Origin of the sequence: Modestobacter marinus (genome assembly GCF_019799945.1) — a bacterium.
Lineage (GTDB): Bacteria > Actinomycetota > Actinomycetes > Mycobacteriales > Geodermatophilaceae > Modestobacter > Modestobacter marinus_B.
The window spans coordinates 1-22,855 of the sequence record NZ_JABGCH010000047.1; the positions used below are offsets into that span (position 1 = coordinate 1).

Sequence of the window (22,855 nt, forward strand, 5' to 3'; positions counted from 1 at the left end):
ACACGGTCATCGCCAAGGCCACCGATCCCGGACACCGCAAGGCATCAACCACATCAGTTACAGAGCACTAGACAACTCCACATCTCACTCGGAAGTCATTCTCATGTCACCAGCGCCACCCGCCGCTCGTCGGGCGGGCACGACAGCAGACCTCACAGGAGTGGAGCCGGAGGAGCGTTCTGCGGAAGGCCGGCCTGGGCTGAGTGTGAGCATGGCCGGGTCGGTCCATCGGTGATGGGCCGGCGGCCGGTGGCAGCGGGTGTGACCCCTGGTCTGACTGCTTCGTGCCCTTCGCGCGACTTGTCCGCTCGCTGCTGCCGGCACCGGCCCGGCCGGAGACGTTGGCCTGATCAGGAGCATGCCCCCAGTAGGCGCTGGCGTGTCTCATCACCGTCCTGCCATCTCCGCACCGGACCGGGACCTGCTGCGTCCCCACCGGTCAAGGAGAAGAACGCATGTCCATGCTGGCAGAGCTGGTCGAGGTCGTCATCGGCGTCGACACGCACTCCGAGACACACACCGCCGCGGTCGTCGATGCCCGCACCGGCGGGGTGCTCGCCCGGGCGACCGTCTCGGCCGACCCGGACGGCTATGCCGAACTGAGCGCCCTGGTAGAGGCTCACCCGGGCTTGCGGGCCTGGGCGATGGAGGGCACCGGTGGCTATGGCGCCGGCCTGGCGCGCCACCTGGCCGATGGCGGTGAGCTGGTCGTCGAGTTGGACCGGCCCAAGCGCCCGGCGGGCCGGCCGGGGAAAGTCCGATCCGGTCGACGCCGAACGCGCCGCCCGCGAGGCCAGGGGCATCGGTGATCTGCACGTGCTCGACCCGCGAGCTCTAGGTGGCGATGACCCGGTCGAGGTCCTCGCCGTTGACCGCCAGGTGGTACGGGTCGCAGAGGAACCCCAGGTCGGTCACCGCGGTCTCCTCGGTCACGCGGTCGATCACGCCGACGGCGTCCGCCGCGGTCAGCAGCGGGTACCGGGCGCGCCGCTGACCGGCTCGACGAGCACCGTGCCACCGAGCCGGCTCGCGGCCCGGCCGGCGAGGGCCAGGTTCTCCGCCGCGAGGCTGTCCTGCTCCTCCGGCCGGGCGTCGTCGACCCCGTTGCCGTACAGCGCGTTGGAGGCGCGGCAGCCCACGTGCTCCCCGATCCCGACCGTCACGTCGACGTCGTCCTGGAACCCCTGCGAGCGGGCCGGCCAGGACAACAGCCCACGGTCCCCGGCCGGCATGTCACCGGCGAAGGAGTTCACGCCGACCAGCTGCACACCGGCGTCGCGGACCGCATGGAAGAAGGCGTTGACGTCGGCGGCGGAGGGCTCGGCGACCGGGAAGGGCCACCAACACTCGACGGCGTCGAGCCCGGCCCGCTTCGCGGCCGCCGGGCGCTCCAGCAAGGGCAGCTCGGTGAGCAGGATGGAGCAGTTGACCTCATAACGCAGGATGCGATCGACCATCACGTCTTCCGGGGAGTGAACCGGACCTGGAGCAGTTGCACGGCTGTGCCGGCGGGTGTCGGGGGCCGGCATCTCGGGTCGCCAGCAGCGCCAACGCTTGGGGAGTGGCTCGTCGAGCGGTAGGTCCCGCCAGGGTCCGGGACAAGCCGTCCACCGAAACGACCTGCCCCATTTCGGCAACCCGGTCGCCCCGCGGACGACCTGGTTGTGACCGGGCGCGCTTCCGCGTAAGGATCGGCGCATCGCTCGCTTCCTCAGCGGTGCGGTACGCGGAGGAGGACGACGTGAGCGAAGACCTCAGCCGAGACGTCAGCGGGAACCTGGACCCGGCCGAGACACAGGAGTGGATCGACGCGCTGGACTCGGTTCTGGCGTTCGAGGGGGCGGATCGGGCGTTCCACCTGCTCGACGAGGTCGTCGCAGAGGCCCGCCGCAAGGGCGCCGCGGTTCCCTACAGCGCCACCACGCCGTACCTGAACACGATTCCGGTGGAGAACGAGGACCGGCATCCGGGGGACCGGGCGATCGAGCACCGCATCCGCTCGTTCATCCGCTGGAACGCGCTGGCCATCGTGCTGCGGGCAAACGCGGAGTCCTCGGAGCTCGGCGGCCACATCGCCAGCTTCCAGTCGGCGGCGACGCTCTACGACGTCGGCTTCCAGCACTTTTTCCACGCGCCGACCGACACCCACGGCGGCGACCTGCTGTTCATCCAGGGCCACTCCTCGCCCGGCATCTACGCCCGGTCCTTCCTGGAGGGGCGGCTCAGCGAGGAGCAGCTGCTGAGGTTCCGCCAGGAGGTCGGCGGCGGCGGTCTGCCGTCCTATCCACACCCGTGGCTCATGCCGGACTACTGGCAGCTGCCCACCGTGTCGATGGGCCTGGGGCCGATCATGGCGATCTACCAGGCGCGCTTCCTGAAGTACCTGAACTGCCGCGGGCTGGCCGACACCGCCGGGCGCAAGGTCTGGGCCTTCCTCGGTGACGGTGAGACCGACGAGCCGGAGTCGTTGGGCGCCATCGCGCTGGCCGCACGGGAGAGGCTGGACAACCTGATCTTCGTCATCAACTGCAACCTGCAGCGCCTCGACGGGCCGGTCCGTGGCAACGGGAAGATCATCCAGGAGCTCGAGGGGATCTTCCGCGGTGCCGGCTGGAAGGTCGTCAAGGCCATCTGGGGCAGCGGCTGGGATCCCCTGATCGCCCGCGACACCTCCGGCCTGCTGCTCCAGCGGATGGAGGAGTGCGTCGACGGGGAGTACCAGGACTTCAAGTCCAAGAACGGCGCCTACGTCCGGGAGCACTTCTTCGGCAAGTACCCCGAGCTGCTCGAGCTCGTCGCCGACATGAGCGACGACGAGATCTGGGCGCTGACCCGGGCCGGTCACGACCCCAGCAAGGTGTACGCCGCCTACAGCGCAGCGGTGAAGACCATCGGGCAGCCGACCGTGATCCTCGCCAAGACGGTCAAGGGGTACGGGATGGGGGAGGCCGGCGAGGGGCAGAACATCACCCACCAGCAGAAGAAGGTGGCCGGGGCCGCGCTGGCCCGCTTCCGCGACCGCTTCGACCTCCCGGTCTCCGACGAGCAGCTTCCTGAGGTCCCGTTCCTGCGGTTCGCCGAGGACAGTGAGGAGTTGCGCTACCTGCGTGAGCGGCGGGCGGCGCTCGGCGGGCCGATGCCGGTCCGCCGGCGCAGGTCCACCGAGACGCTGCAGGTGCCGGACCTATCCGCTTTCGGCGGCCAGCTCGTGCCGATCGAGGGCCGGGAGATCTCCACCACGATGGCCTTCGTCCGGATCCTCAACACACTGCTGCGCGACAAGTCGATCGGCACGCGGGTGGTGCCCATCGTGCCCGACGAGTCGCGCACCTTTGGGATGGAGGGGATGTTCCGGCAGTTCGGCATCTTCAGCCAGGTCGGGCAGCTCTACCGGCCAGAGGACGCCGATCAGCTCATGTACTACCGCGAGGCGCCGGACGGCCAGATGCTCCAGGAGGGCATCAACGAGGCCGGGGCGATGTCGTCGTGGATCGCGGCGGCGACGGCCTACAGCCTCAGCGACACCCCGATGATCCCCTTCTACATCTTCTACTCGATGTTCGGCTTCCAGCGGGTCATGGACCTGGCCTGGGCAGCCGGGGACTCCCGGGCGCGCGGGTTCCTCCTCGGCGCCACCGCCGGCCGGACCACGCTCAACGGCGAGGGGCTGCAGCACGAGGACGGCCACAGCCACCTGCTCTCCGCGGTGGTCCCCAACTGCGTCTCCTACGATCCGACCTTCCACTACGAGGTCGCGGTGATCGTCCAGGACGGGCTCCGGCGGATGTACGCCGACCAGGAGGACGTCTTCTACTACGTCACCCTGATGAACGAGAACTACGAGCATCCGGGCATGCCCGAGGGCGCGGAGGAGGGGATTCTGCGCGGGCTGTACCTCCTGCAGGAGGGGCCGGCCGCGCCGTCCCGGCGCAAGTCCGCGCCGCCCCGGGTGCAACTGCTCGGCAGCGGCACCATCCTGCGCGAGGTGCTGGCCGCGGCCGACCTGCTCGCCGCCGACTTCGGCGTGGTCGCCGACGTGTGGAGCGCGCCGAGCTTCACCGAGTTGCGGCGGGACGGGATGGAGGTCGAGCGGTGGAACCTGCTGCACCCGACCGAGCAGCCGCGTCGCAGCTGGGTCGAGCAGTGCCTGGCCGACCGTCAGGGCCCGGTGGTTGCGGCCACCGACTACGTGCGCTCCTTCGCCGACCAGATCCGCCCGTACGTCCCGGGCGACTACCGGGTGCTCGGGACCGACGGCTACGGCCGGTCGGACTACCGCCGCAACCTGCGCCGGTTCTTCGAGGTCGACCGACACTCGGTGACCGTGGCCGCGCTCGCCTCCCTCGCCACGCAGGACGCCGTCCCCGCAACGACAGTGGCCGACGCCCTCCGCCGGTACGGCATCGACCCCGAGGCCCCCCCGCCCTGGACCCTCTGACCGCACCCCGTCGTCCGGAAGGCCTGACATGACCGCTCCCGCCGAAGTGACGGTCCCCGACCTCGGTGACTTCTCCGACGTGCCCGTCATCGAGATCCACGTCCAGCCCGGCGACGCGGTCGCGGCCGAGGACCCGCTGGTGACGCTGGAGTCGGACAAGGCCACGATGGACATCCCGTCGCCGGCGGCCGGCACCGTCCGCGAACTGCGGATCTCGGTCGGCGACAGGGTCACCGTCGGGCAGCCGATCCTCCTGCTCGACCAGTCCGACGGAGCCTCTCCTCCCGAGCAGCTCGCCTCGGCGACGGTCGACAACGAACCGCCCACCGAGGCTGCCGCGGAGCCGGCCCGCCGCTCCGCCGAGGCGGCCTCCCCGCCGACCGCCCGCGGTGGCCCGCCGGTCAGCGCCACCGCGGCGGTGCCGGACTTCGCCGGCGTGCACGCCGGGCCGAGCGTCCGCCGGCTGGCCCGCGAGCTCGGCATCGACCTCACCGGGATCACCGGATCCGGGCCGAAGGGGCGGATCACCAAGGACGACCTGCTGCAGGACGTGCGCGGATCGCAGCAGGCCCCCGCGGCCCCGGCCACCGGGGGCGGCATCCCGGAGATCCCGCCGCAGGACTTCTCCAGGTTCGGCCCGGTCGACACGCAGCCGCTGTCGCGCATCCAGCGGGTGTCCGGGCCGCATCTGCACCGCTCGTGGCTGAACGTCCCGCACGTCACCCACGACGACGACGCGGACATCACCGAGCTCGACGCCTACCGCAAGGAGCTTGACATCGAGGCCAGGGCCGAGGGCTACCGCGTCACACTGCTGTCGTTCCTGCTCAAAGCGGCGGTGTCGGGGCTGCGCGAGTTCCCGCGGTTCAACAGCAGCCTGACCCCGGAGAAGGACGCTCTGGTCCTCAAGCGGTACTTCCACATCGGCGTCGCCGTCGACACGCCCGACGGCCTGGTGGTCCCGGTGATGCGCGACGTCGACCGCAAGGGCATCCGCGAGCTCAGCCGCGAACTCGGCGAGGTGTCCGCGCGGGCCCGGGACGGCAAGCTGGGCGTCAACGACCTGCAGGGCGGCTGCTTCACCATCTCCAGCCTCGGCGGCATCGGCGGCACCTCGTTCACCCCTCTGGTGAACGCCCCGGAAGTGGCCATCCTGGGCGTCGTCAGGTCGAAGACCGCCCCGGTCTGGGACGGCACCTCGTTCGTGCCGCGGCTGATGCTGCCGCTGTCGCTGTCCTACGACCACCGGGTGGTCGACGGCGCGGCGGCCGCGCGCTTCACCCGATACCTGTGTCACGTCCTCGAAGACGTCCGCCGCCTCGTGCTCTGACCCTTCCGTAGCTCCGGAGCCTCCCGTGGACATGCGCATCCCTGACATCGGCGACTTCTCCGATGTGCCCGTCATCGAGATCCATGTGGCCCCGGGGGACGTGGTCGCCGCCGAGGACCCGGTCCTGACGCTGGAGTCGGACAAGGCGACGATGGACATCCCCGCGCCGGCAGCCGGGACCGTGGAGGAGGTGCTGGTACAGGTCGGCGACACGGTGTCGCCCGGTGACCTGGTGCTGCGCCTGACCGAGAGCGGGGTCGGCGCCGCGCCGGCCACCCGACCCGTCACCCACGAGGACGCCGTCCCCGCCCCGGTGGACCGCCCGGGCTACGGATCGGACGCTGGCGTCTACGACCGGGTCGAGGTGGTCGTGCCCGACCTCGGCGACTTCGCCGACGTACCCGTCACCGAGGTCCTGGTCGGGCCGGGTGACCAGGTGGGCCCGCACGACCCCGTCGTGGCCCTGGAGTCGGACAAGGCAGTCATGGAGATCCCCGCCTCCCAGGCCGGCACCGTCGAGGAGGTGGCGGTGCGGGTCGGTGACCGCGTCAGCGCCGGCAGGATCCTGCTCCTCCTGCGCAGCGAGGGCGCGGCGGCCGTTGCGTCGGCCGGGCCCGCAGCTCCGGCCGCGGCCGCGACGCCCACCCCTGCGCCGGCGGTCGCGATCGGGCCGGGGGACGTCCGCGCCGACGTCCTGGTCCTGGGCGCCGGGCCGGGCGGTTACACCGCGGCCTTCCGCGCCGCTGACCTGGGCAAGTCGGTCGTCCTCGTCGACCGGTGGCCGGCGCTGGGCGGAGTGTGCCTCAACGTCGGCTGCATCCCGTCCAAGGCGCTGCTGCACGCGGCCAGGGTGATCGCCGAGACCCGCGAGATGGCCGAGCACGGGCTGGCCTTCGGGGCGCCGTCGATCGACGTCGACCGGCTGCGCAGCTGGAAGGACTCCATCGTCGGCCGCCTGACCGGCGGGCTCGCCGGCTTGGCCCGCCAGCGCAAGGTCACCACCATCCGTGGCTATGGCAGGTTCACCTCGCCGACCCAGGTCCAGGTCCAGCTGACCGATGGCGGCACCACCACGGTCGACTTCGAGCACGCGATCATCGCCGTCGGGTCCGAGCCGATCCGGTTGCCGTTCGTCCCGCACGAGGACCCACGGGTGGTGGACTCCACCGGCGCGCTGGAGCTCACCGACGTCCCCCGACGGATGCTGGTCCTCGGCGGCGGGATCATCGGCCTGGAGATGGCGACCGTCTACCACGAGCTCGGCGCTGAGGTGACCGTCGTGGAGCTGATGGACCAGATCATCCCGGGCGCCGACAAGGACCTGGTCCAGCCGCTGTACAAGCGGATCAAGCAGACCTACGCGGGCGTTCATCTGAAGACCAGGGTGACCGCCGTCGAGGCACGGCCCGAGGGTCTCGTGGCCGCCCTGGAGGGGGACACGTCCACCACCGCGACCTTCGATCGCATGCTCGTCGCCGTCGGCCGACGCCCCAACGGTGCGGCGATCGGCGCGGACAGGGCCGGCGTCGTGGTCGACGAGCGCGGTTTCGTGCCGGTCGACAAGCAGATGCGCACCAACGTCCCGCACGTCTTCGCCATCGGCGACGTCGTCGGGCAGCCGATGCTCGCGCACAAGGCCACGCACGAGGGCAAGGTCGCCGCAGAGGTCACCGCCGGGCAGAACAGCCACTTCGACGCACATGTCATCCCGTCGGTGGCCTACACCGACCCCGAGGTCGCGTGGGTCGGCGTCACCGAGAACGAGGCCAGGGCCGCCGGCATCCACTACGGCAAGGGAGCCTTCCCCTGGGCGGCCAGCGGCCGCGCGCTCTCACTGGGGCGTGACGAGGGCAGCACCAAGCTGCTCTTCGACGAATCCACCCACCGGCTGATCGGCGCCGGCATCGTCGGCCCGTCGGCGGGGGAGCTGATCGCCGAACTGGGACTGGGGATCGAGATGGGCGCCGACGCCGCCGACGTCGGCTTGACCGTCCACGCCCACCCCACGCTGTCCGAGACCGTCGGGATGGCCGCGGAGGCATTCGAGGGCACCCTCACCGACCTGTACCTGCCCAAGAAGAAGAAGTAGCAGGACGGGACGGCGGGGAGAGTGCCGAGGATGGCTCGGAACCGGGACCACCGCCCCACGGAGGCGCTGCGCCGCTCCCGGCCAGACGGCGACGTCCACGCGCTCTCGCAGGGCCAGCCCGCCCGGGCCTGTGCCCCACCACCGGCGGGTACGCCGGACATCGAGGAGGACGCGATGTACCAACGGCCTTACGAGCTGATCGCGGGACCGGATGGACTGACCGCGCGGATCCGCGCCCGGGGCAACGACGTGCTGCGCAATCCGATGCTCAACCGCGGCACGGCCTTCACCAGGGACGAGCGCGAGGCGCTGGGCCTCGTGGGCCTGCTGCCGAATGCCGTCTCGTCGGTCGAGGGGCAGGTGCGCCGCACCTACGAGCAGTTCCGGGGCCAGTTCAGCTCGCTGGCCAAGCACATCTACCTGGCCAGCCTGCGGGACCGGAACGAGGTCCTCTTCTACCGGCTGCTCGCCGAGCACCTCGAGGAGATGCTGCCGATCGTCTACACACCGACCATCGGCGAGGTCATCGAGCGTTTCAGCAACGACTACAACCGCCCCCGCGGGGTCTTCCTCTCCGTCGACGAGCCTGAGGACATCGAGCGGGCGCTGCGCGACTACGGTCTCGGCCCGGACGACTGCGACCTCATCGTCGCCACCGACTCCGAGGGCATCCTCGGCATCGGCGACCAGGGCGTCGGCGGCATCCAGATCTCCATCGGCAAGCTGACCCTCTACACCGCGGCCGGCGGCATCCACCCGCGGCGCGTCCTCCCGGTCGTCCTCGACGTCGGCACCGACAACCTCGGGCTGCTCAACGACGAGATGTACCTCGGCAACCGGCACTCCCGGGTACGCGGTCAGCGCTACGACGAGTTCATCGACGCCTTCGTGACCGCGGCGACCAGGCTGTTCCCCAACGCGCTGCTGCACTGGGAGGACTTCGGCGCGGACAACGCCCGCCGCATTCTCCAGAAGTACGACGACCTGTGCTGCACCTTCAACGACGACATGCAGGGCACCGCGGCGGTGGTGCTCGCCGCCGTCCTCGCCGCGACACGGGCGGCCGGCACGCAGCTGCGGGACCAGCGGGTGGTCGTCTTCGGCGCCGGCACCGCCGGCATCGGGATCGCCGACATGCTCCGCGAGGCCATGGTCCGGGAGGGCCTGGGCGCCGAGGAGGCGACGCGGCGGTTCTGGGCTCTGGGCAGCAGGGGCCTGCTGACCCATGACCAGGCATCGCGCATGCGCGACTTCCAGGTGACCTACGCCCGGCCCGCCGCGGAGGTGAGCGGGTGGGCGGCTGGCGACGGGGCGATCGGGCTCGCCGAGGTCGTGGAACGGGTCAGGCCCACGATCCTCATCGGCACCTCCACCCAGCCGAAGGTCTTCACCGAGCAGATCGTGCGCACGATGGCCGAGCACGTCGAGCGACCGATCATCCTGCCGCTGTCCAATCCCACCTCCCGGTGCGAGGCGCTCCCGGACGACCTGATCCGCTGGACCGACGGCCGCGCGCTGATCGCGACGGGCAGCCCCTTCCCGCCGGTGGACCATGACGGGCGGACCTACATCGTCGCGCAGGCGAACAACTCGCTGATCTTCCCAGGCCTGGGCCTGGGGGTGTCAGCAGTCAAGGCCCGCCGCGTCAGCGACGGCATGCTCGCCGCGGCCGCGGCCGCGGTCGTCGACAACTCCGACGCCACCCGCCCAGGCTCGGCCCTGCTGCCGCCGGTGGACGAGCTCCGCCCGGTGTCCGCCGCGGTCGGCATCGCGGTGGCCCGGGCCGCGGCCGCGGAGGGGTTGGCCCAGGTGGAGCTGCATGACCCGGTCCAGCAGGTGCACGCCGCGATGTGGCGGCCGGAGTACCCGCAGATCGAGGCGATCTGAGCGGCCTGCCAGCAACACGACGACCACGAGGAGGAACCGATGTCGGCACGGTTCTGGCCGGGTGATCGGCCCTCTGACCCCACGACGCCGACGGGGACGGCGACGAGGCCTCGCTCTCAGCCCTCGCTCCAGCAGCTTCCCCTGTCACGGAGCCCGCGGACGTCGCCGCGAGCGTTCCCGTGGCCGCCCGCGTGCCGGCGGAACGCCGGGCCGCCGTCTCTATGCGGACCACGTCCCCGCCGACCTGGACCGCACCCGCGCGGGAACGTGTGCGAGCGTCTCGCCTCCCGCAGCACCTTCTGTACGGGTTGCTCTGCGATGCCCGACCTCGTGGGCGAACACAAGCACCAGGACTGAGCCTCGGCCGAGCCGCGGACGAGCTCCTTGCCGACGTTCCCGCGGGAACGTCTGACCAGACGCCCGAGCCCGAGGGCCGGATGCGGGAGCCGCACAGCTTCCGTCGGCGTCCTCGCCGCCGGATGTCTCAGAGCGGCCCATTCAGGGGGCAGTGCCGCGTGCTGGGTTCTGGCAAGCTCACTGCCATGATCGGAAGGCTGCGTCACGCACTACGGATCGCTCTCTTCCGACGGCTCCATCCCCGCGTCCAGTTGGGGCCGGGCGTGACGATCGCCGGTCGGCTGACGGTGGGAGGTCCGGGGCGAGTGGTGATCGGGGAGGGCTGCATCCTCGAGAGCAAGAGCGCGCAGCCGAACCGGCTCAACACGCTCGCCCGCGACGCCGTCATAGAGATCGGTCCGGACTCCTACCTCAACGGCATTCGGATAGCAGCCCGGGAGTCCGTGGTCATCGGAGCCCGGGCCACGCTCGGCGCTGGCGCGATCTTCGACACCGACTTTCACGGCACAGCCCCCAGCGAGCGGCACACCACCTCGCCGACCCGGCCGGTGCGTATGGGCGACGACGTGTGGCTGGCGGAAAGGGCGGCGGTCCTCAAGGGCGTCACCGTGGGAGACGCGGCGGTCATCGGGTACGGCGCCGTCGTGACCCGAGACGTGGATGCCGGCGCGATCGTCGCCGGGGCGGGCGTTCGTGTGGTGGGCAACGTCTTGCAGGGCAAGTGATCAACGGAAATCGTCGAGTTCATCGGCGCTCACGGTCAGGAGCACGGAGTCGAGCCGATCGGCGAACAGTCGCAGACTGCCCGGAGCACCTGTTACGCGAACTCCCGTTCGAGGCGCGTTGCATATGACTCGGCGGGGTGGGCGGCACCACTGCTGGCCAAGACTTGAGGGTTCCGCGGTCCTACGTTTGCTATGGCGAACTGTCCCTGAGGCCGCCGTCAGAGACACCGAGCTTGGCTAGGTCGGCGTAGCGATACGTCCCTGACTCGGGCTCTGTCAGCTCGAGGACGCGGCCGAGCGCGGGGGACGAGTACAGCAACCGGTACAGCAACGCGGGCGGACGAGGCTGTACCGGGCGGGACGACGGCGAACGCGGCAGCCGTCTGACCAGCGGGAAGGGCACAACCCCGGATGCCGACGAACCGCGGGCACGTGACTGGGGGCCAATGGCCAGCGCTGCTGGTGGCGGCGCGGCACGGCCTACACCGGGCCGGGAGGCCGGAGTGGTCCTGAGGGGTGGTTCACCGATGGGTCGGCAACGGGTTGGAGATCTCCGTCGCCAGCGCCGTCACGGACAGGCAGCGCGCGCCGGGGGGGCCGCGCAGCCCCGGCGGCGGCGATCGGTCGGCGAACCGGCCCGGCGCGGTTTGACCAGTTCCCACGCGGGGCGCCCGGAGGAGCCCGGTTCTCACCGACTTCTCACTGGGCGCCCACGAGGGTCGACGACGAAACGGACACGAGAGGGAAGGAGTGACGCGATGAGCGTCCCTGCACTGGAGCCGCCGGTGGTCGACTCCGCCGGTGCACCGCTGTGGTCCCGCGGGCCGCGGCACACCATGGTGAGTCGAACGGCCGGCCAGTGGCCGGTCCTGGCCCGCCGGTGGTCGTGGCTGCTGGTGGTGGTCGGCGGGTTCCTGCTGTACGAGCTGGTCCGCCAGACCCTGCTGGACACCAAGGACCCGCTGTACGCCCCGACGCTGATACTCGTCGGCTCGGCCGTGGTCCCGGTCGCCTTCGTCACTTTCGTGTCCGCCCGACGGCTGGTCTTCGGTGTCGGCGGTGTCGCCGTCGCCCTCACCACCCTCCTGGGTGGCGTGATAGGGGTGGTCGCCGCGGGGACGCTGGAGTTCGAGACCCGCCGCAGCCTCGGCGTCCTCCCCATGTTCGCGGTCGGGCTGATCGAGGAACTGGCCAAGCTGCTCGTGCCGGCGGTCGCGCTCCTGGTGCTGCGGCGCGGTCGGCGCCCAGCGGACGGGCTGCTGCTCGGCGTCGCCGCCGGTGCCGGGTTCGCGCTGCTGGAGACGATGGGCTACGCCTTCGTCGCACTCGTCCGGTCAGGGGGGAACCTGACGGTCGTCAACGACCTGATCCTCGACCGCAGCCTGCTCAGCCCTGCCGCGCACATGGCGTGGACCGGCCTGCTCGCGGCCGCGCTGTGGCGTGCGGCCGCCGGACACTGGCGGGGCCGCGCGGTGGCCCGCCTCGCCGGGACGTACTTCCTCGTCGCGGCGCTGCATGCCGCGTGGGACAGCACCGGCAGTGGCTGGGTGCGCGCCGCCCTCTCCCTCGTGGGGCTGGGCCTCCTGGCGTGGACCGCCCACCGCCTGGCCGCTCCCGACCGGGCCTCGCGCGAGGCCGCCGGCTACAGGCTCGCGTCATGACACGTGCCCTTCCCGCCGCCACCGGCCCGCGCCCGACCCCGCCGCCCGGGCCGTCGTTCTCCGGGGCCTCCGAGAGGTCCGGCTCGGTCACCGCCGTCGACGGTCTGGACCTCACGACCGACCCGGGGAGGTGGTCGCCCTTCTCGGCACCGACGGGGCCGGCACGACAACCACGATCGACATGGTGCTGGAACTGGTACGGCCGGACGCCAGCAGCGTCGCGGTCCTCGGGACAAGCCCTCACCACGCGATCGCCGAGGGCCGGGTCGCGGTCGTGATGCAGACCGGAGGCCTGCTCAAGGCCCTCACCGTCGGCGACACGGTGGAGCTGACCACCGATCTGTTCACTGACACCGGACCGGTCCCCGAGGTGCTCGAGCGGGCCGGCCTGACGGGGTCGCCGGCCGGCGTGTCGGCAGGTGCTCCGGGGGAGAGCAGCAGCGGTTCCGGTTCGCCATGACGCTGTTGCCCGAGCCGGAGCTAGCCCGCCCGCAGGCTGGCCACGAGGTTCACGGTGGTGGCCAGGATCCCCGTGCCGAAGAGGTAGGACAGCAGGGCGTGCCGCAGGGCGGTGCGGCGCAGCACCGTCGACTGCAGGGCTGTGTCGGACACCTGGAAGGTCATCCCGATCGTGAAGGCCAGGTACGCGAAGTCGCGGTAGGTGGGCGGCTCCGGGCCGTTGAAGTCGATGCCCCCACCGGGCTCCCCGTAGTAGAGGGCGGCGTACCGCAGCGTGAAGAGGGTGTGCACCATCGCCCAGGACAGCACCACCGACAGGACGCCCAGGCCCACCTGGAGGAACTCCGCATCGCCGCCCCGTCCCGCGCGGATCAGCACGAAGCCCACGGTGACCAGGCTGGCGACCGCGGCCGTGAGCAGCGCGACGTCGGTGGCCACGCGGTCGGGGTCGGTGACGGTCGCCCGCTCAGCGGTCTGCTCCGCGTCCCGGCGGAGCAGGACGAGCGCCAGCCAGCCGGTGTAGATGACGGCCACGGTGTCCCACCCGAGCAGCAGCCCCATCACCGTTGAGTGCAGCGCCGCGACGGTCGTGGCCACGACGACGCCGACGAGCACGGCCACCAGGGCCTCCGCGCGGGCGGAGCCGTCCCCGCGGTGACCTCGCTCGGTCGGTCCGGTTCGTGGTTGCCGCATCCGGGTGCTCCCTCGGTCGACGACGTCCCCACCATCGTGGGCGTCCGGTGCTCGGGGGAGAGGGCCGACGCTCACCGCATCGGCAGGTGCACCCGAACCACAGCGCCACCCAGCGGTCCGCCGTTGCCGGCCTCGACCGTCCCGCCGTGGGCCGCCGTCACCGCGCGCACGATGGACAGCCCGAGCCCTGCCCCGGTCGCGCCCCGGCTCCGGGCCTCGTCGCCCCGGACGAACCGCTCGAACGCCGAACCCAGGATCTCGGCGGGGAACCCGGGGCCGTCGTCCGCCACCTCCAGGGTCGCTTCCACCGCATCCACCGAGCTGCGAATTTCCACCACCTCGGCCCCGGCGTCGGCGCTGTTGTGCAGGAGGTTGGTCACGAGCTGCCGGAGCCGGTCGGCGTCACCCCCGACGACGACCGGAACGCCGGAGACCCGGACGCGCAGCCCGAGCGTCCGGTCCAGCCGGTGGGCCTCCGACGCGGCCAGGTCCAGGAGGTCCACCGGTCGTTCGCGGAGGACGAGCGCACCCATGCGCTCCCGCGCCAAGAGGAGCAGGTCCTCCGCCAGCTGGGACAGCCGTTCGGCCTCGCCCAACGCGGCGCGCAGGGACCGCTGCCGTTCGGCGGGATCGTCGGAGGACAGCAGGGCGAGCTCGATCTCGCCCCGCAGGACGGCGATGGGCGTGCGCAGCTCGTGGCTGGCGTCGTCGACGAAAGAGCGTTCCCGCTCGAAGGCGACCCGCAACCGGCCCAGCATGTCGTCCAGGGTGGCCGCGAGCCGCGCGATCTCGTCGTCCCCGGGCACCCTCGGCAGCGCCCGGTCGCTCTCGAAGGACGCGATCGACGCCGCCTCGCGGGTGAGCACGTCCACCGGTTGCAGTGCGGCGCGGACGACGAGCCACCCGGCCGCCGCCAGCGCACCCAGCAGGACAGGCGCGGCGATCAGGAGCACCTGCAGCAGTCCCTGGCGGGCCTTCTCCAGTGGCTGAGCGGAGACGCCCACGCTCAGGACCCGTCCGTCGTCGAGCCGCTGGGTGAAGACCCGGGCCGTCAGGGGCGCGGCCTCGCCTTGCTCGGGGAGTGTGCGGGTCCGCAGGGTGTCGCCCTCGAGGCTGCGGACGTCGTCAGCGGGGAGCAGCCGGCGGTCCACGAGGACCGGCGACCCGGCCAGCAGCGTGCCGTCCGCGGCGTAGAGCTGGGCCAGGGGATCCCGCGCGACCGAGCTCGTGTCGCCGGTACGGACCGCGGCCGCCAGGTCGCCGGCGCGGGTGGTCAGGTCCCGGTCGAGTGTCGTGGCCAGCTGCCGGTTCAGCGCGGCGTACAGCAACGCCAGAGCGAGGCCCAGGGCGGCGGCGGCGCCGAGCGTGACCACCAGCGTCAGCCGTGCGCGCAGCGATCGTGGTCCCAGGCGCACCCGTCTCACCCGCCTCCGTCGCCGTGTCGTCTCGGCAGAGCAAGGGTGGTCCGGCCGCGTGCGGTCGGCACAGTGCTTCCTCACCGTCCTCTCATGCGAGCGGGCGCAGCCTCGGTCCGTGATCGCGTACAACCCCTCGCCGTCCAGACCCCCCGGGCACCGCGCCGAGTTCACGCGCCTCCGCCGGCGGCGCGGCTGGGAGCTGCACCCGGGCGTCCGGTCGCCAGACCGGCTGCCCCGGCGGGAACGGGCCGCGGCCTGGCTCGCGGACAGGATCGGGTCCTGGACGTTCGTGGTCGTTGTCGCGGTCCTGCTCGAGGTGGGCATGGTTGCGGCCGTCCGCCAGGACCGGGTGGACGGCGCGGTGGCCCTGCTCGGGGTGGTGGTCTCCGGGCTCGTGCTGCTCGACCTGTCGATCCTCCTGATGACGATCCGCCGGGCCGACCGCACCGCGGAGGAACTCGCGGTCCACCACCTGGCGACCACGGGGCGGACGGCGGAGGAACTGGAAGAGCTGCGCCGCCAGGTGGAGCTGCTGTCCGTCGAGGTGGCCCGACTCCACGCCCGGCTCAGGGCCTGGCAGCAGTAGGGGAGGGGGAGCCAGATGACCACGTCTACACCGGTCACGTCCCTAGGCTGGCTGGCATGCGGCTGCTGGTCGTAGAGGACGACCCGGGCATGGCCGCGCTGCTCGTCCGGAGCCTGAAGCACGAGGGCTACGCGGTCGACGCGGTACGCACCGGCGAGGACGCGCTGTGGAGCGTGCAGGAGAACGACTACGACGGCGTCGTGCTCGACGCGATGATCCCGCCGCCGAACGGCTTCGAGGTCTGCCGCCGGATGCGCGCGGAGGGCCGGTGGGCACCGGTGCTCATGCTGACGGCGCGGGACAGGGTGCCGGACCGGGTCCGTGGCCTGGACGCCGGGGCCGACGACTACATGACCAAGCCGTTCGCGCTGGCCGAGCTGTTCGCGCGGGTGCGGGCGCTGACCCGCCGCGATCCGCTGGAGCGCCCCGTCGCCCTGCGGGTCGGTGACCTCGTGCTGGACCCGGTGGCGCACGTCGTCCGGCGCGGGGACATCGGCATCGCGCTCTCCCCGAAGGAGTTCGCCCTGCTGCACGAGCTGATGCGGCGGCCCGGCGAGGTGCTCACCCGCACTCATCTCATCGAGCACGTCTGGGACTTCGCCTACGACGGCGGATCCAACGTGGTGGACGTGTACGTGCGCTACCTGCGGGACAAGGTGGACCGGCCCTTCGGCCGGGACACCATCCGCACGGTGCGCGGTGCCGGCTACCGCCTCGACCCGGACGTCTGACCGGTCCTCCCGTCCGGGGGGATCGGCCCCGATGCGCCGCCGCGCGGCGCCGCCGCGCGGCGCCGCGGCCACGAGCACGGAGGTCACGGGCGTGAGCGACTTCGTCCAGCAGGTGGCGGATGCGGTGCCGGGCTGGGCCGTTCTGCTGGGCGTCTTCGCCCTGCCGGCGGTGGAGGCCTCCACGCTGCTCGGCCTCGTGGTGCCTGGCGAGGTCGCCGTGCTGCTCGGGGGTGTCCTCGCCGCCCAGGGCCGGGTCGGTCTGCCGGCGGTGATGGGTGCCGCGGCCGCCGGCGCAGTGGTGGGGGACAGCGTCGGCTACGCACTCGGGTCCCGCTTAGGACCGGGACTGCGCGCGCGGGTGTCCGCCCGAGCCCGGCACCGCCTGGACCGGGGTCTGGGCGTCCTCCGGCGACGGGGTGGGGGCGCCGTCCTGATCGGTCGCTGGACCGCGTTCCTGCGTGCGGTGATCCCCGCGGCGACGGGCGTCAGCGGCTACCCGTACGCCCGATTCGCCGTCCTGAACGTCACGGGGGGCACGGTCTGGGCCGTTGCTGTCGCCGCTATCGGCTTCCTCACCGGCTCCGCGTATCACCAGGCGGAGCGGTACCTCGGTCTGGTTGGCGCCGCGTGCCTGCTCGCGCTGGTTGTCGGCCTGCTGGTGGGGCATGCGGGGCATCGCCACAGTCGCAGGCCGGAGCGGCCGGGACCGGACCCCGCCTGACTTGTCTCCGGCCCTCATCGGCCTCTCATGGCGCGCGCACCACCGTGGGCCGGAGAACCGACCAAGACCCCCGGGAGCACGCCATGTCCTTCGCCATCCAACTCCGGCATCGCGCGGTCGGGAGCACGTCGCGTCCGGCCACGCCGCAGCCGGATCGGCGCCCGAGCCCGACCCCCGTACGCGGCCGACCGCCGACGTGGGCATGGCTGGTGGCCGCGGTCTTCATGCTCGGCTGGTTCTTGGTCACGGGCGTCATCGGGTCGGGCGGAGGGCGGGCGCTCACCTACAGCGCCTTCTTGTCCGACGTCGACAAGCACGAGGTGGCCAGCGTCGCGGTGGGTAGTGCCGGCCAGCTGGTCGGGACGCTCGCCAGCGGCAAGGAGTTCACAGTGCAGGCGCCGCCGTGGGCGCTGACCACCGACGACCTGGCCGCCAAGCTCGAGGCGGCAGGCGTGCACGTGTCGGCGTTCTCGCAGAGCAACACGCTCGGCCAGTTGGCCGTCTCCCTGCTGCCGGTGGTGGTCTTCGTCGGGTTCTTCTGGTGGATCAGCCGCTCCGCCCGGCGCAGCCTCGGCTCCGGTGCCGGTGGGCTCGGGAGCCTGTTCCGCAGCAAGGCCAGGGTCACCGACGCCGAGCGGCCGGCGACCCGCTTCGGCGACGTCGCCGGCTACGAGGGGGTCAAGCAGGAGGTCCGGGAGGTCGTGGACTTCCTGCAGCACCCGGCCCGCTACCGGCTGGCGGGTGCCCAGGGTCCGCGCGGACTGCTCCTCGTCGGGCCGCCCGGCACGGGCAAGACGCTGGTGGCGCGTGCGGTCGCCGGGGAGGCCAGCGTGCCGTTCTTCGCGGTGACCGGCAGCAGCTTTGTGGAGGTCTTCGTCGGGCTGGGCGCGTCGCGGGTGCGGGATCTGTTCGCCGAGGCACGGGGCAACGCCCCGGCGATCGTCTTCATCGACGAGATCGACGCCATGGGGGCCCGGCGCGCGCTGCCCGGGACGGGCGCCAACGACGAGCGGGAGCAGACGCTGAACCAGTTGCTCGCCGAGATGGACGGGTTCACCGGGGATGGCTCCATCGTGGTCATCGCCGCCACCAACCGCCCCGAAGCGCTGGACCCGGCGCTGCTGCGCCCCGGCCGATTTGACCGGCAGGTGCAGGTGCCGCTGCCCAACCGCGCCGATCGGCAGCGGATCCTGGCCGTCCACGCGAGGGGAAAACGGATGGCCGCCGACGTGAGCCTGAGCCGGATGGCCCGCGCCTCGGCCGGCTTCAGCGGCGCCGACCTCGCGAATCTGGTGAACGAGGCAGCCCTGCGCGCGGCCCGGGCTGACCGGGAGGAGCTGACGGCGGCCGACTTTGATGAGGCTCTGGACCGCCTGGTCCTGGGCCGGCGGGACGAGGGCAACGCCCTGCTGCCGCAGGAGCGGCGCGCGGTGGCGGTCCACGAGAGCGGGCACGCCCTCGTCGCGGCTCTGGCACCGACGGCGGACCCGGTCTCCAGAATCACCATCCTGCCGAACGGGATGGCGCTGGGCGCCACGCACCAGCTACCCGAGGACGACCGGCGGCTGTACGCGGAGAGCTACCTGCGCGACTCGCTGGCCATCCGCGTCGCCGGCCGCGCCGCGGAGCTTTTGGTGCTGGGGGAGGGGTCGACCGGAGCCGCCGACGACCTGGCCGGTGCGACGCAGCTGGCCGCCCGCATGGTCCGCGAGTACGGGCTGTCTCCCGCACTTGGGCCGGTCGCCTACCCACTACCGAGCGGCACTTTCCTCGACGGAACGGCGACCGACCGGCCGTACGCGGAGGCCACGCAGCGGCGGGTGGACCGGGAGGTCGCCCGGCTGCTGCGGGAGGCCGAGGAACGGGCCACGGAACTGCTCGTCGGGCACCGGACTGCGCTGGACGCGCTGGCCGCGCGGCTGCTGGACGAGGAAACCCTCGATGGCTCGGTGGTGTACGACGTCCTCGTGCACGCCGACGCGGCGCTGCAGGTCCCCGACGACCGGCGCTGACCGGTGCCGGGCGCGACGGAGGACGGAACGTCACGGCGTGGCGGCGGCCTGGACGGCGGTCGCCACGCCGGCCGGTCCGCGGTCAGCGGTGGGCGCAGGCCGGTCCTCTCGCGATCTCGGCGATCGCTCGGCCGCCCGGGGCGTCCCCTCACGAGGCGCGACGGTCGGCCGTGACGCAGCACGAGCGCCACGGCGAGCAGCGCGGCGTTCCGCAACACCTCCGCCGCGTACGAGGTCTGCCCGGGCCAGACCTCGCCGCCGTTGCCGAAGCACCCGCCGTCGATCTGCAGCCTGCGACCCACGCCGACACCATCCCGGCGAGAAGCACGGTCAGCAGCACGGCGGACGACACCGCGGCCAGCCGGATGGCGAACCCCGCCACCAGGGCGGGCCCGATGCCGAACTCCAGGGTCCGGCGCCCGACGGCCGCTGGTGCGACGAGTGCCTCGGGCGGCGGTTAGTAAGCCCCCACCGCGCGCAGCGCGGCCGCGGGGTCGAACAGCTTTCAGCAGCCCCGCAGCCATCCACACACAGCCGACCAGGAGCCGACCCGCCGTGCCCAGCGCGGCCGGACGGCGATGGTGTGATCCATGCCTGTGACCCGCGTCCCGTGCCCGGAATGAGCCAGGTGGTGACCACAGAGCATGGCCGCGTGGCCTCCGGCCGACGACAGCAGTCCGCGCCCGGTGTGAGGGCGGCATCCGGCCTGTCGCCGCGGCGAGGTCAGTGGGCGCACTTGACCACCATTTGACCACCTCTGTTCCTCCCGTCGCGGCCCTCGCCGCCGGTGCCCGCGACCGGGCGGTGCTGCTCTACGGTGCGGTCGCCCTCCTGGGGACAGCCCTGCTGGGGACGATCCTGTCCGTCACCCTCGGCAGCACCCTCGCGGACGTCGACTGGTCGGGACTGGTGCCGACTGGCCGCGGTGGTGCGGTGCTGGAACTCGTCGTCGGCGTTGCCCTGGCGGCATGGGGTTGGTGCGCCTCCTGCGCCGCGGCGTCCGGCCTCCCAGGTCGCGCCGGACCGCAGCGGGCACCGCGGGCCTGCTCGGCGCCGGTGCCCTCTTCGCGCTGAGCGCCGCGCTGGACCCCAGCTTCGTGGCGCTGACCGTGCTCGCCGGGCGGGGGCAGGAGGTGCTCGCGGTCGGTCTCGCGCACCTGCTGTGGGCACTGATCAGTCAGGCCCCACTGACGCTGCTCCTGGTGGCCATCGCCGTCGGCAGCCACGAGGGAGCCGTCGAGCGGTTCCGGTCATGGTGGGAACGGGCGCAGCCGGTCGTCCGCCGCGTCGTGACCGCTGCGGCGCTCGCGGTCGGCGCGGTGCTCGTCCTCGACGCCGGCTGGTGGTTCGCCAGCGGCGAGTTCCTCCTGCCGGAGCCGTGACGCCGGGCGCCGCGGGCACCCTCGGAACGCACGAGGCCCTACCGGACGCGAGCGCGGGCCGGTGGGGCCGCCGGTCACCGACGTACGTCCGAGGGCAGGGACGGACTCCCGTCGGGCGGCTCCACTGCGGGTCCGGCGGCGGGCCGCCCGAGCCGGCGACACCGCGGGCGCCGCGGCGGCAGGCGTTCAGCTCGCGGACGCTCGCAACGCCGACTGAGCCGCACCAGGCGGTCGACCCCGAGCCGCATCGATGCGATCCTCACCAGGTGTGCAGACGTGACCTGTATCACACCAGCCATCTGCTGGGGATCTCGGCCTGAGCCCGGCTGCGAGCGGAGCAGCCGTGCCGCCTGCAGCTTCACTCGCGCGCCCCGCTGTTGCCGGATGCGTCAGATGCCAGCGGCACGCGCCCGCGCGGTCGGAGAGTCGCCCTGCTGCTCGAAGTGAGCCTTGACACGTGTGACGTGCGCCTCCACTCTTGTGGCTAACAGTCGACTGTCGACAGTCAACCTATGGACGTCAGTCGGTTGTCCTCCACCCTCACTCCCCATGACCCGCGGAGATCACTATGACCATGCGTCACCCGCCGCTCCGGGCCCTCACCTCGAGGAAGTCGCCGAGAGGCATGCGACCGAGGGCTCGCCCGAAGGTGGGCGCCGGCTGCGCGGTCGAGGCGATCGCCATCGAGACGTGCGGCCTCATCAGCTCCGGCAACTCGGAGGGACACTGACATGGCAGGCACCACGGCGCTCCTGCTCCACACCGCGATCACGGTTGCCATCGTCGTCGGGCTCATCGTCTTTGCGAAGATCAACCCGGTCATCTCGCTGGTGATCGGCGCCCTCTATCTCGGCATCGCCGCAGGGCTCGGTTACGAGGGGACGACGACGGCCGTCACGGAGGGCTTCGGCATCCTGATGGCCGAGGTGGGCCTCATCATCGGCTTCGGCGTGATGCTGGGGACGCTGCTGTCGGCCATGGGGACGCTCCACCGCGTCGTGGACGGGATGCTGCGGCTCTTCGGGGTCAAGCGGTCCCCCTACGTCATCGGCTTGGCCTCGGGAGTCGTCTTTCCCGCGATCTACTTCGACGTCGCGCTGGTGATCCTGGGCCCCATGGCCCGCTCGATCGCCCTGCGCACCGGACTCAGCATCGCTCCACTGGCCGGTTCCTTGGCCATCGGCCTCGAGGTGGCGCTGCTGATGGTCCCGCCCGGTGCAGCTGCGCTGGCCATCGCGGCCGCTCTGGACATCCCGCTCGGCACCATGCTCCTGTGGGGGATCCCCTTCGGCATCGTGGTCATCGTCGTCTCCATCCTGCTGCACAGCCTGCTCATGCGCTTCACCTGGGATGACAAGAAGGACGACGACCCGCTGACCGACCCCGAGCACACCGGTGAGATCGCCGGATACGGCCTCCCACCAGGCGCCGATGACCCCTCCGGTGCTCAGGCAGCCATCGCGACCGACCAGCATGCCCCGCAGCACGATCGCGGTGGTGGAGCGACGGCCGTCACGGACGACCCGCAGCGCGGCACCGCCCCCGCCGGCGCAGCGGTCAAGCGGCCAGGGAGACAGCTGCCCCTGCTCGTCGCCCTCCTCCCGCTGCTCATCCCGGTGCTCCTCATCGTGGCCGACACCAGCAGCAGTGCGGCCGGCGCGGAGATCGCCGTGCTCGGCTTCCTGGGCAATCCCGTGGTGGCCCTCCTCATCGGGCTGCTGTTGGGCACCGCTCTCGCCGTGCCGTCACTGGGCCGGACGGGCGTCGAGGAGGTGATCGTGAGGGCCGCCGGGACCAGCGGCGTCATCCTCCTGTTCACCGGCGTCGCGGGATCGCTCGGGCAGGTCATCGCCGAGACCAACATCGGGGACCTGGTGGCCGGCCTCTTCAGCGCCAACGCGGCCTTCCCGCTCGTGCTGGCCTGGCTGGTCGCGGCGCTGCTGCGCCTCGCCCAGGGCTCCGGGTCCGTGGCCGCCATCACCGCCGCGGCCCTGCTGGCGCCGGTCGTCGCGGACCTGGGCCTCTCCCCGGTGCTGATCTGGCTGGCCGCCGCGTCCGGGGCCGCCTTGGGCGGGCACGTCACCGACAACACCTTCTGGATCTTCAAGACGCTGCTGGGCCTCTCCGTACGGGGCACCTTCCAGGTGTACACGGTCGCCCAGGGGCTGTTGTCCCTCGTCGGCCTGGGCGCGGTCCTCGTTCTCAGCGTCTTCGTCTGACCGGAAATCGAGCAAAGGAGATCACCAGCATGAACGCACCAACGAGCCCGGCCGTCTCGCACACGGCGGGCACGGTCGACCAGGGGGAGCGGATCGAGCGGATCCGCCAGGCCGCGTACCGGATCCGGCGGAACGCTCTGGATGAGG

General features: G+C 72.1%; 16 protein-coding genes and 1 pseudogene. 14 read left to right on the forward strand and 3 right to left on the reverse strand.

All coding sequences use genetic code 11. From position 1 onward, the window contains the following. The first annotated feature begins 455 nt into the window (after positions 1–455). Positions 456–809: an IS110 family transposase gene (locus HK417_RS23020; RefSeq protein ID WP_222272511.1), complete on the forward strand. Its 354-nt coding sequence runs from the start codon at positions 456–458 to the stop codon at positions 807–809. 156 nt (positions 810–965) lie between these two features. Here the strand turns inward: HK417_RS23020 and HK417_RS23025 are convergent, their stop codons facing one another. Then, the gene (locus HK417_RS23025) at positions 966–1,457 is read right to left on the reverse strand and encodes a TIM barrel protein (protein WP_222272513.1); all 492 of its coding nucleotides are present in this window, start codon (positions 1,455–1,457) and stop codon (positions 966–968) included. 284 nt (positions 1,458–1,741) lie between these two features. Here HK417_RS23025 and aceE point away from each other — a divergent pair, with 284 nt between their 5' ends. The 7 genes and pseudogenes from aceE to HK417_RS23060 all read left to right on the forward strand — a co-directional run bounded on the left by aceE (position 1,742) and on the right by HK417_RS23060 (position 12,947). Further along, positions 1,742–4,438: a pyruvate dehydrogenase (acetyl-transferring), homodimeric type gene (gene aceE / locus HK417_RS23030; protein WP_222272515.1), complete on the forward strand. Its 2,697-nt coding sequence runs from the start codon at positions 1,742–1,744 to the stop codon at positions 4,436–4,438. 4 nt (positions 4,439–4,442) lie between these two features. Further along, a pseudogene (aceF, locus tag HK417_RS23035) lies at positions 4,443–5,768 on the forward strand (dihydrolipoyllysine-residue acetyltransferase); the annotation flags it as partial. 31 nt (positions 5,769–5,799) lie between these two features. Continuing rightward, positions 5,800–7,857 carry a dihydrolipoyl dehydrogenase gene (gene lpdA / locus HK417_RS23040; protein ID WP_368858542.1) on the forward strand — a complete coding sequence of 686 codons (2,058 nt, stop codon included), beginning with the start codon at positions 5,800–5,802 and terminating at the stop codon, positions 7,855–7,857. A gap of 30 nt (positions 7,858–7,887) precedes the next feature. Beyond that, positions 7,888–9,744 (forward strand): NAD-dependent malic enzyme, encoded by a 1,857-nt coding sequence (locus HK417_RS23045; protein ID WP_261327634.1) that lies wholly within the window; start codon positions 7,888–7,890, stop codon positions 9,742–9,744. A 662-nt stretch (positions 9,745–10,406) separates the two neighbouring features. After that, a complete protein-coding gene (locus HK417_RS26255; protein WP_306433891.1) occupies positions 10,407–10,826 on the forward strand; it encodes an acyltransferase in 420 nt (139 codons plus the stop codon). Between the two features lie 758 nt (positions 10,827–11,584). Continuing rightward, positions 11,585–12,487, forward strand: a complete 903-nt coding sequence (locus tag HK417_RS23055; protein WP_222272539.1) for a PrsW family intramembrane metalloprotease — start codon at positions 11,585–11,587, stop codon at positions 12,485–12,487. A gap of 130 nt (positions 12,488–12,617) precedes the next feature. Beyond that, positions 12,618–12,947 (forward strand): ATP-binding cassette domain-containing protein, encoded by a 330-nt coding sequence (locus HK417_RS23060; RefSeq protein WP_222272541.1) that lies wholly within the window; start codon positions 12,618–12,620, stop codon positions 12,945–12,947. Positions 12,948–12,967: 20 nt separating this feature from the next. Here HK417_RS23060 and HK417_RS23065 read toward each other — a convergent pair whose 3' ends face one another. Both HK417_RS23065 and HK417_RS23070 read right to left on the reverse strand, forming a co-directional pair. Continuing rightward, positions 12,968–13,639: a DUF1345 domain-containing protein gene (locus HK417_RS23065; protein ID WP_222272551.1), complete on the reverse strand. Its 672-nt coding sequence runs from the start codon at positions 13,637–13,639 to the stop codon at positions 12,968–12,970. A gap of 71 nt (positions 13,640–13,710) precedes the next feature. Beyond that, positions 13,711–15,063, reverse strand: a complete 1,353-nt coding sequence (locus HK417_RS23070; protein WP_222272553.1) for a sensor histidine kinase — start codon at positions 15,061–15,063, stop codon at positions 13,711–13,713. Positions 15,064–15,172: 109 nt separating this feature from the next. Between HK417_RS23070 and HK417_RS26645 the strand changes: the two genes are divergently transcribed. From HK417_RS26645 to HK417_RS23100, 6 genes are all read left to right on the forward strand, one after another. Continuing rightward, positions 15,173–15,643, forward strand: coding sequence for a hypothetical protein (locus HK417_RS26645; protein WP_222272555.1), 471 nt, complete (start codon positions 15,173–15,175; stop codon positions 15,641–15,643). 56 nt (positions 15,644–15,699) lie between these two features. Continuing rightward, positions 15,700–16,374, forward strand: coding sequence for a response regulator transcription factor (locus HK417_RS23080; RefSeq protein ID WP_222272557.1), 675 nt, complete (start codon positions 15,700–15,702; stop codon positions 16,372–16,374). Positions 16,375–16,465: 91 nt separating this feature from the next. Further along, positions 16,466–17,095: a DedA family protein gene (locus HK417_RS23085; RefSeq protein ID WP_222272560.1), complete on the forward strand. Its 630-nt coding sequence runs from the start codon at positions 16,466–16,468 to the stop codon at positions 17,093–17,095. Between the two features lie 83 nt (positions 17,096–17,178). Next, a complete protein-coding gene (ftsH, locus tag HK417_RS23090) occupies positions 17,179–19,107 on the forward strand; it encodes an ATP-dependent zinc metalloprotease FtsH (protein ID WP_222272570.1) in 1,929 nt (642 codons plus the stop codon). 968 nt (positions 19,108–20,075) lie between these two features. Beyond that, on the forward strand, positions 20,076–20,489 hold the full coding sequence (locus HK417_RS23095; protein ID WP_222272572.1) for a hypothetical protein: 414 nt from the start codon (positions 20,076–20,078) through the stop codon (positions 20,487–20,489). Positions 20,490–21,220: 731 nt separating this feature from the next. After that, positions 21,221–22,708 (forward strand): GntP family permease, encoded by a 1,488-nt coding sequence (locus HK417_RS23100; protein WP_222272574.1) that lies wholly within the window; start codon positions 21,221–21,223, stop codon positions 22,706–22,708. Positions 22,709–22,855 lie beyond the last annotated feature (147 nt).

Excerpts from the sequence above, each read along its gene's own strand:
- HK417_RS23065 (WP_222272551.1), bottom strand. The coding sequence starts at position 13,639 with ATGCGGCAACCACGAACCGGACCGACCGAGCGAGGTCACCGCGGGGAC.
- lpdA (WP_368858542.1), top strand. The coding sequence starts at position 5,800 with ATGCGCATCCCTGACATCGGCGACTTCTCCGATGTGCCCGTCATCGAG.
- HK417_RS23045 (WP_261327634.1), top strand. The coding sequence starts at position 7,888 with ATGGCTCGGAACCGGGACCACCGCCCCACGGAGGCGCTGCGCCGCTCC.
- HK417_RS23025 (WP_222272513.1), bottom strand. The coding sequence starts at position 1,457 with ATGGTCGATCGCATCCTGCGTTATGAGGTCAACTGCTCCATCCTGCTC.
- HK417_RS23100 (WP_222272574.1), top strand. The coding sequence starts at position 21,221 with ATGGCAGGCACCACGGCGCTCCTGCTCCACACCGCGATCACGGTTGCC.
- HK417_RS23055 (WP_222272539.1), top strand. The coding sequence starts at position 11,585 with ATGAGCGTCCCTGCACTGGAGCCGCCGGTGGTCGACTCCGCCGGTGCA.
- HK417_RS23020 (WP_222272511.1), top strand. The coding sequence starts at position 456 with ATGTCCATGCTGGCAGAGCTGGTCGAGGTCGTCATCGGCGTCGACACG.
- HK417_RS23080 (WP_222272557.1), top strand. The coding sequence starts at position 15,700 with ATGCGGCTGCTGGTCGTAGAGGACGACCCGGGCATGGCCGCGCTGCTC.
- ftsH (WP_222272570.1), top strand. The coding sequence starts at position 17,179 with ATGTCCTTCGCCATCCAACTCCGGCATCGCGCGGTCGGGAGCACGTCG.
- HK417_RS23095 (WP_222272572.1), top strand. The coding sequence starts at position 20,076 with ATGGGGTTGGTGCGCCTCCTGCGCCGCGGCGTCCGGCCTCCCAGGTCG.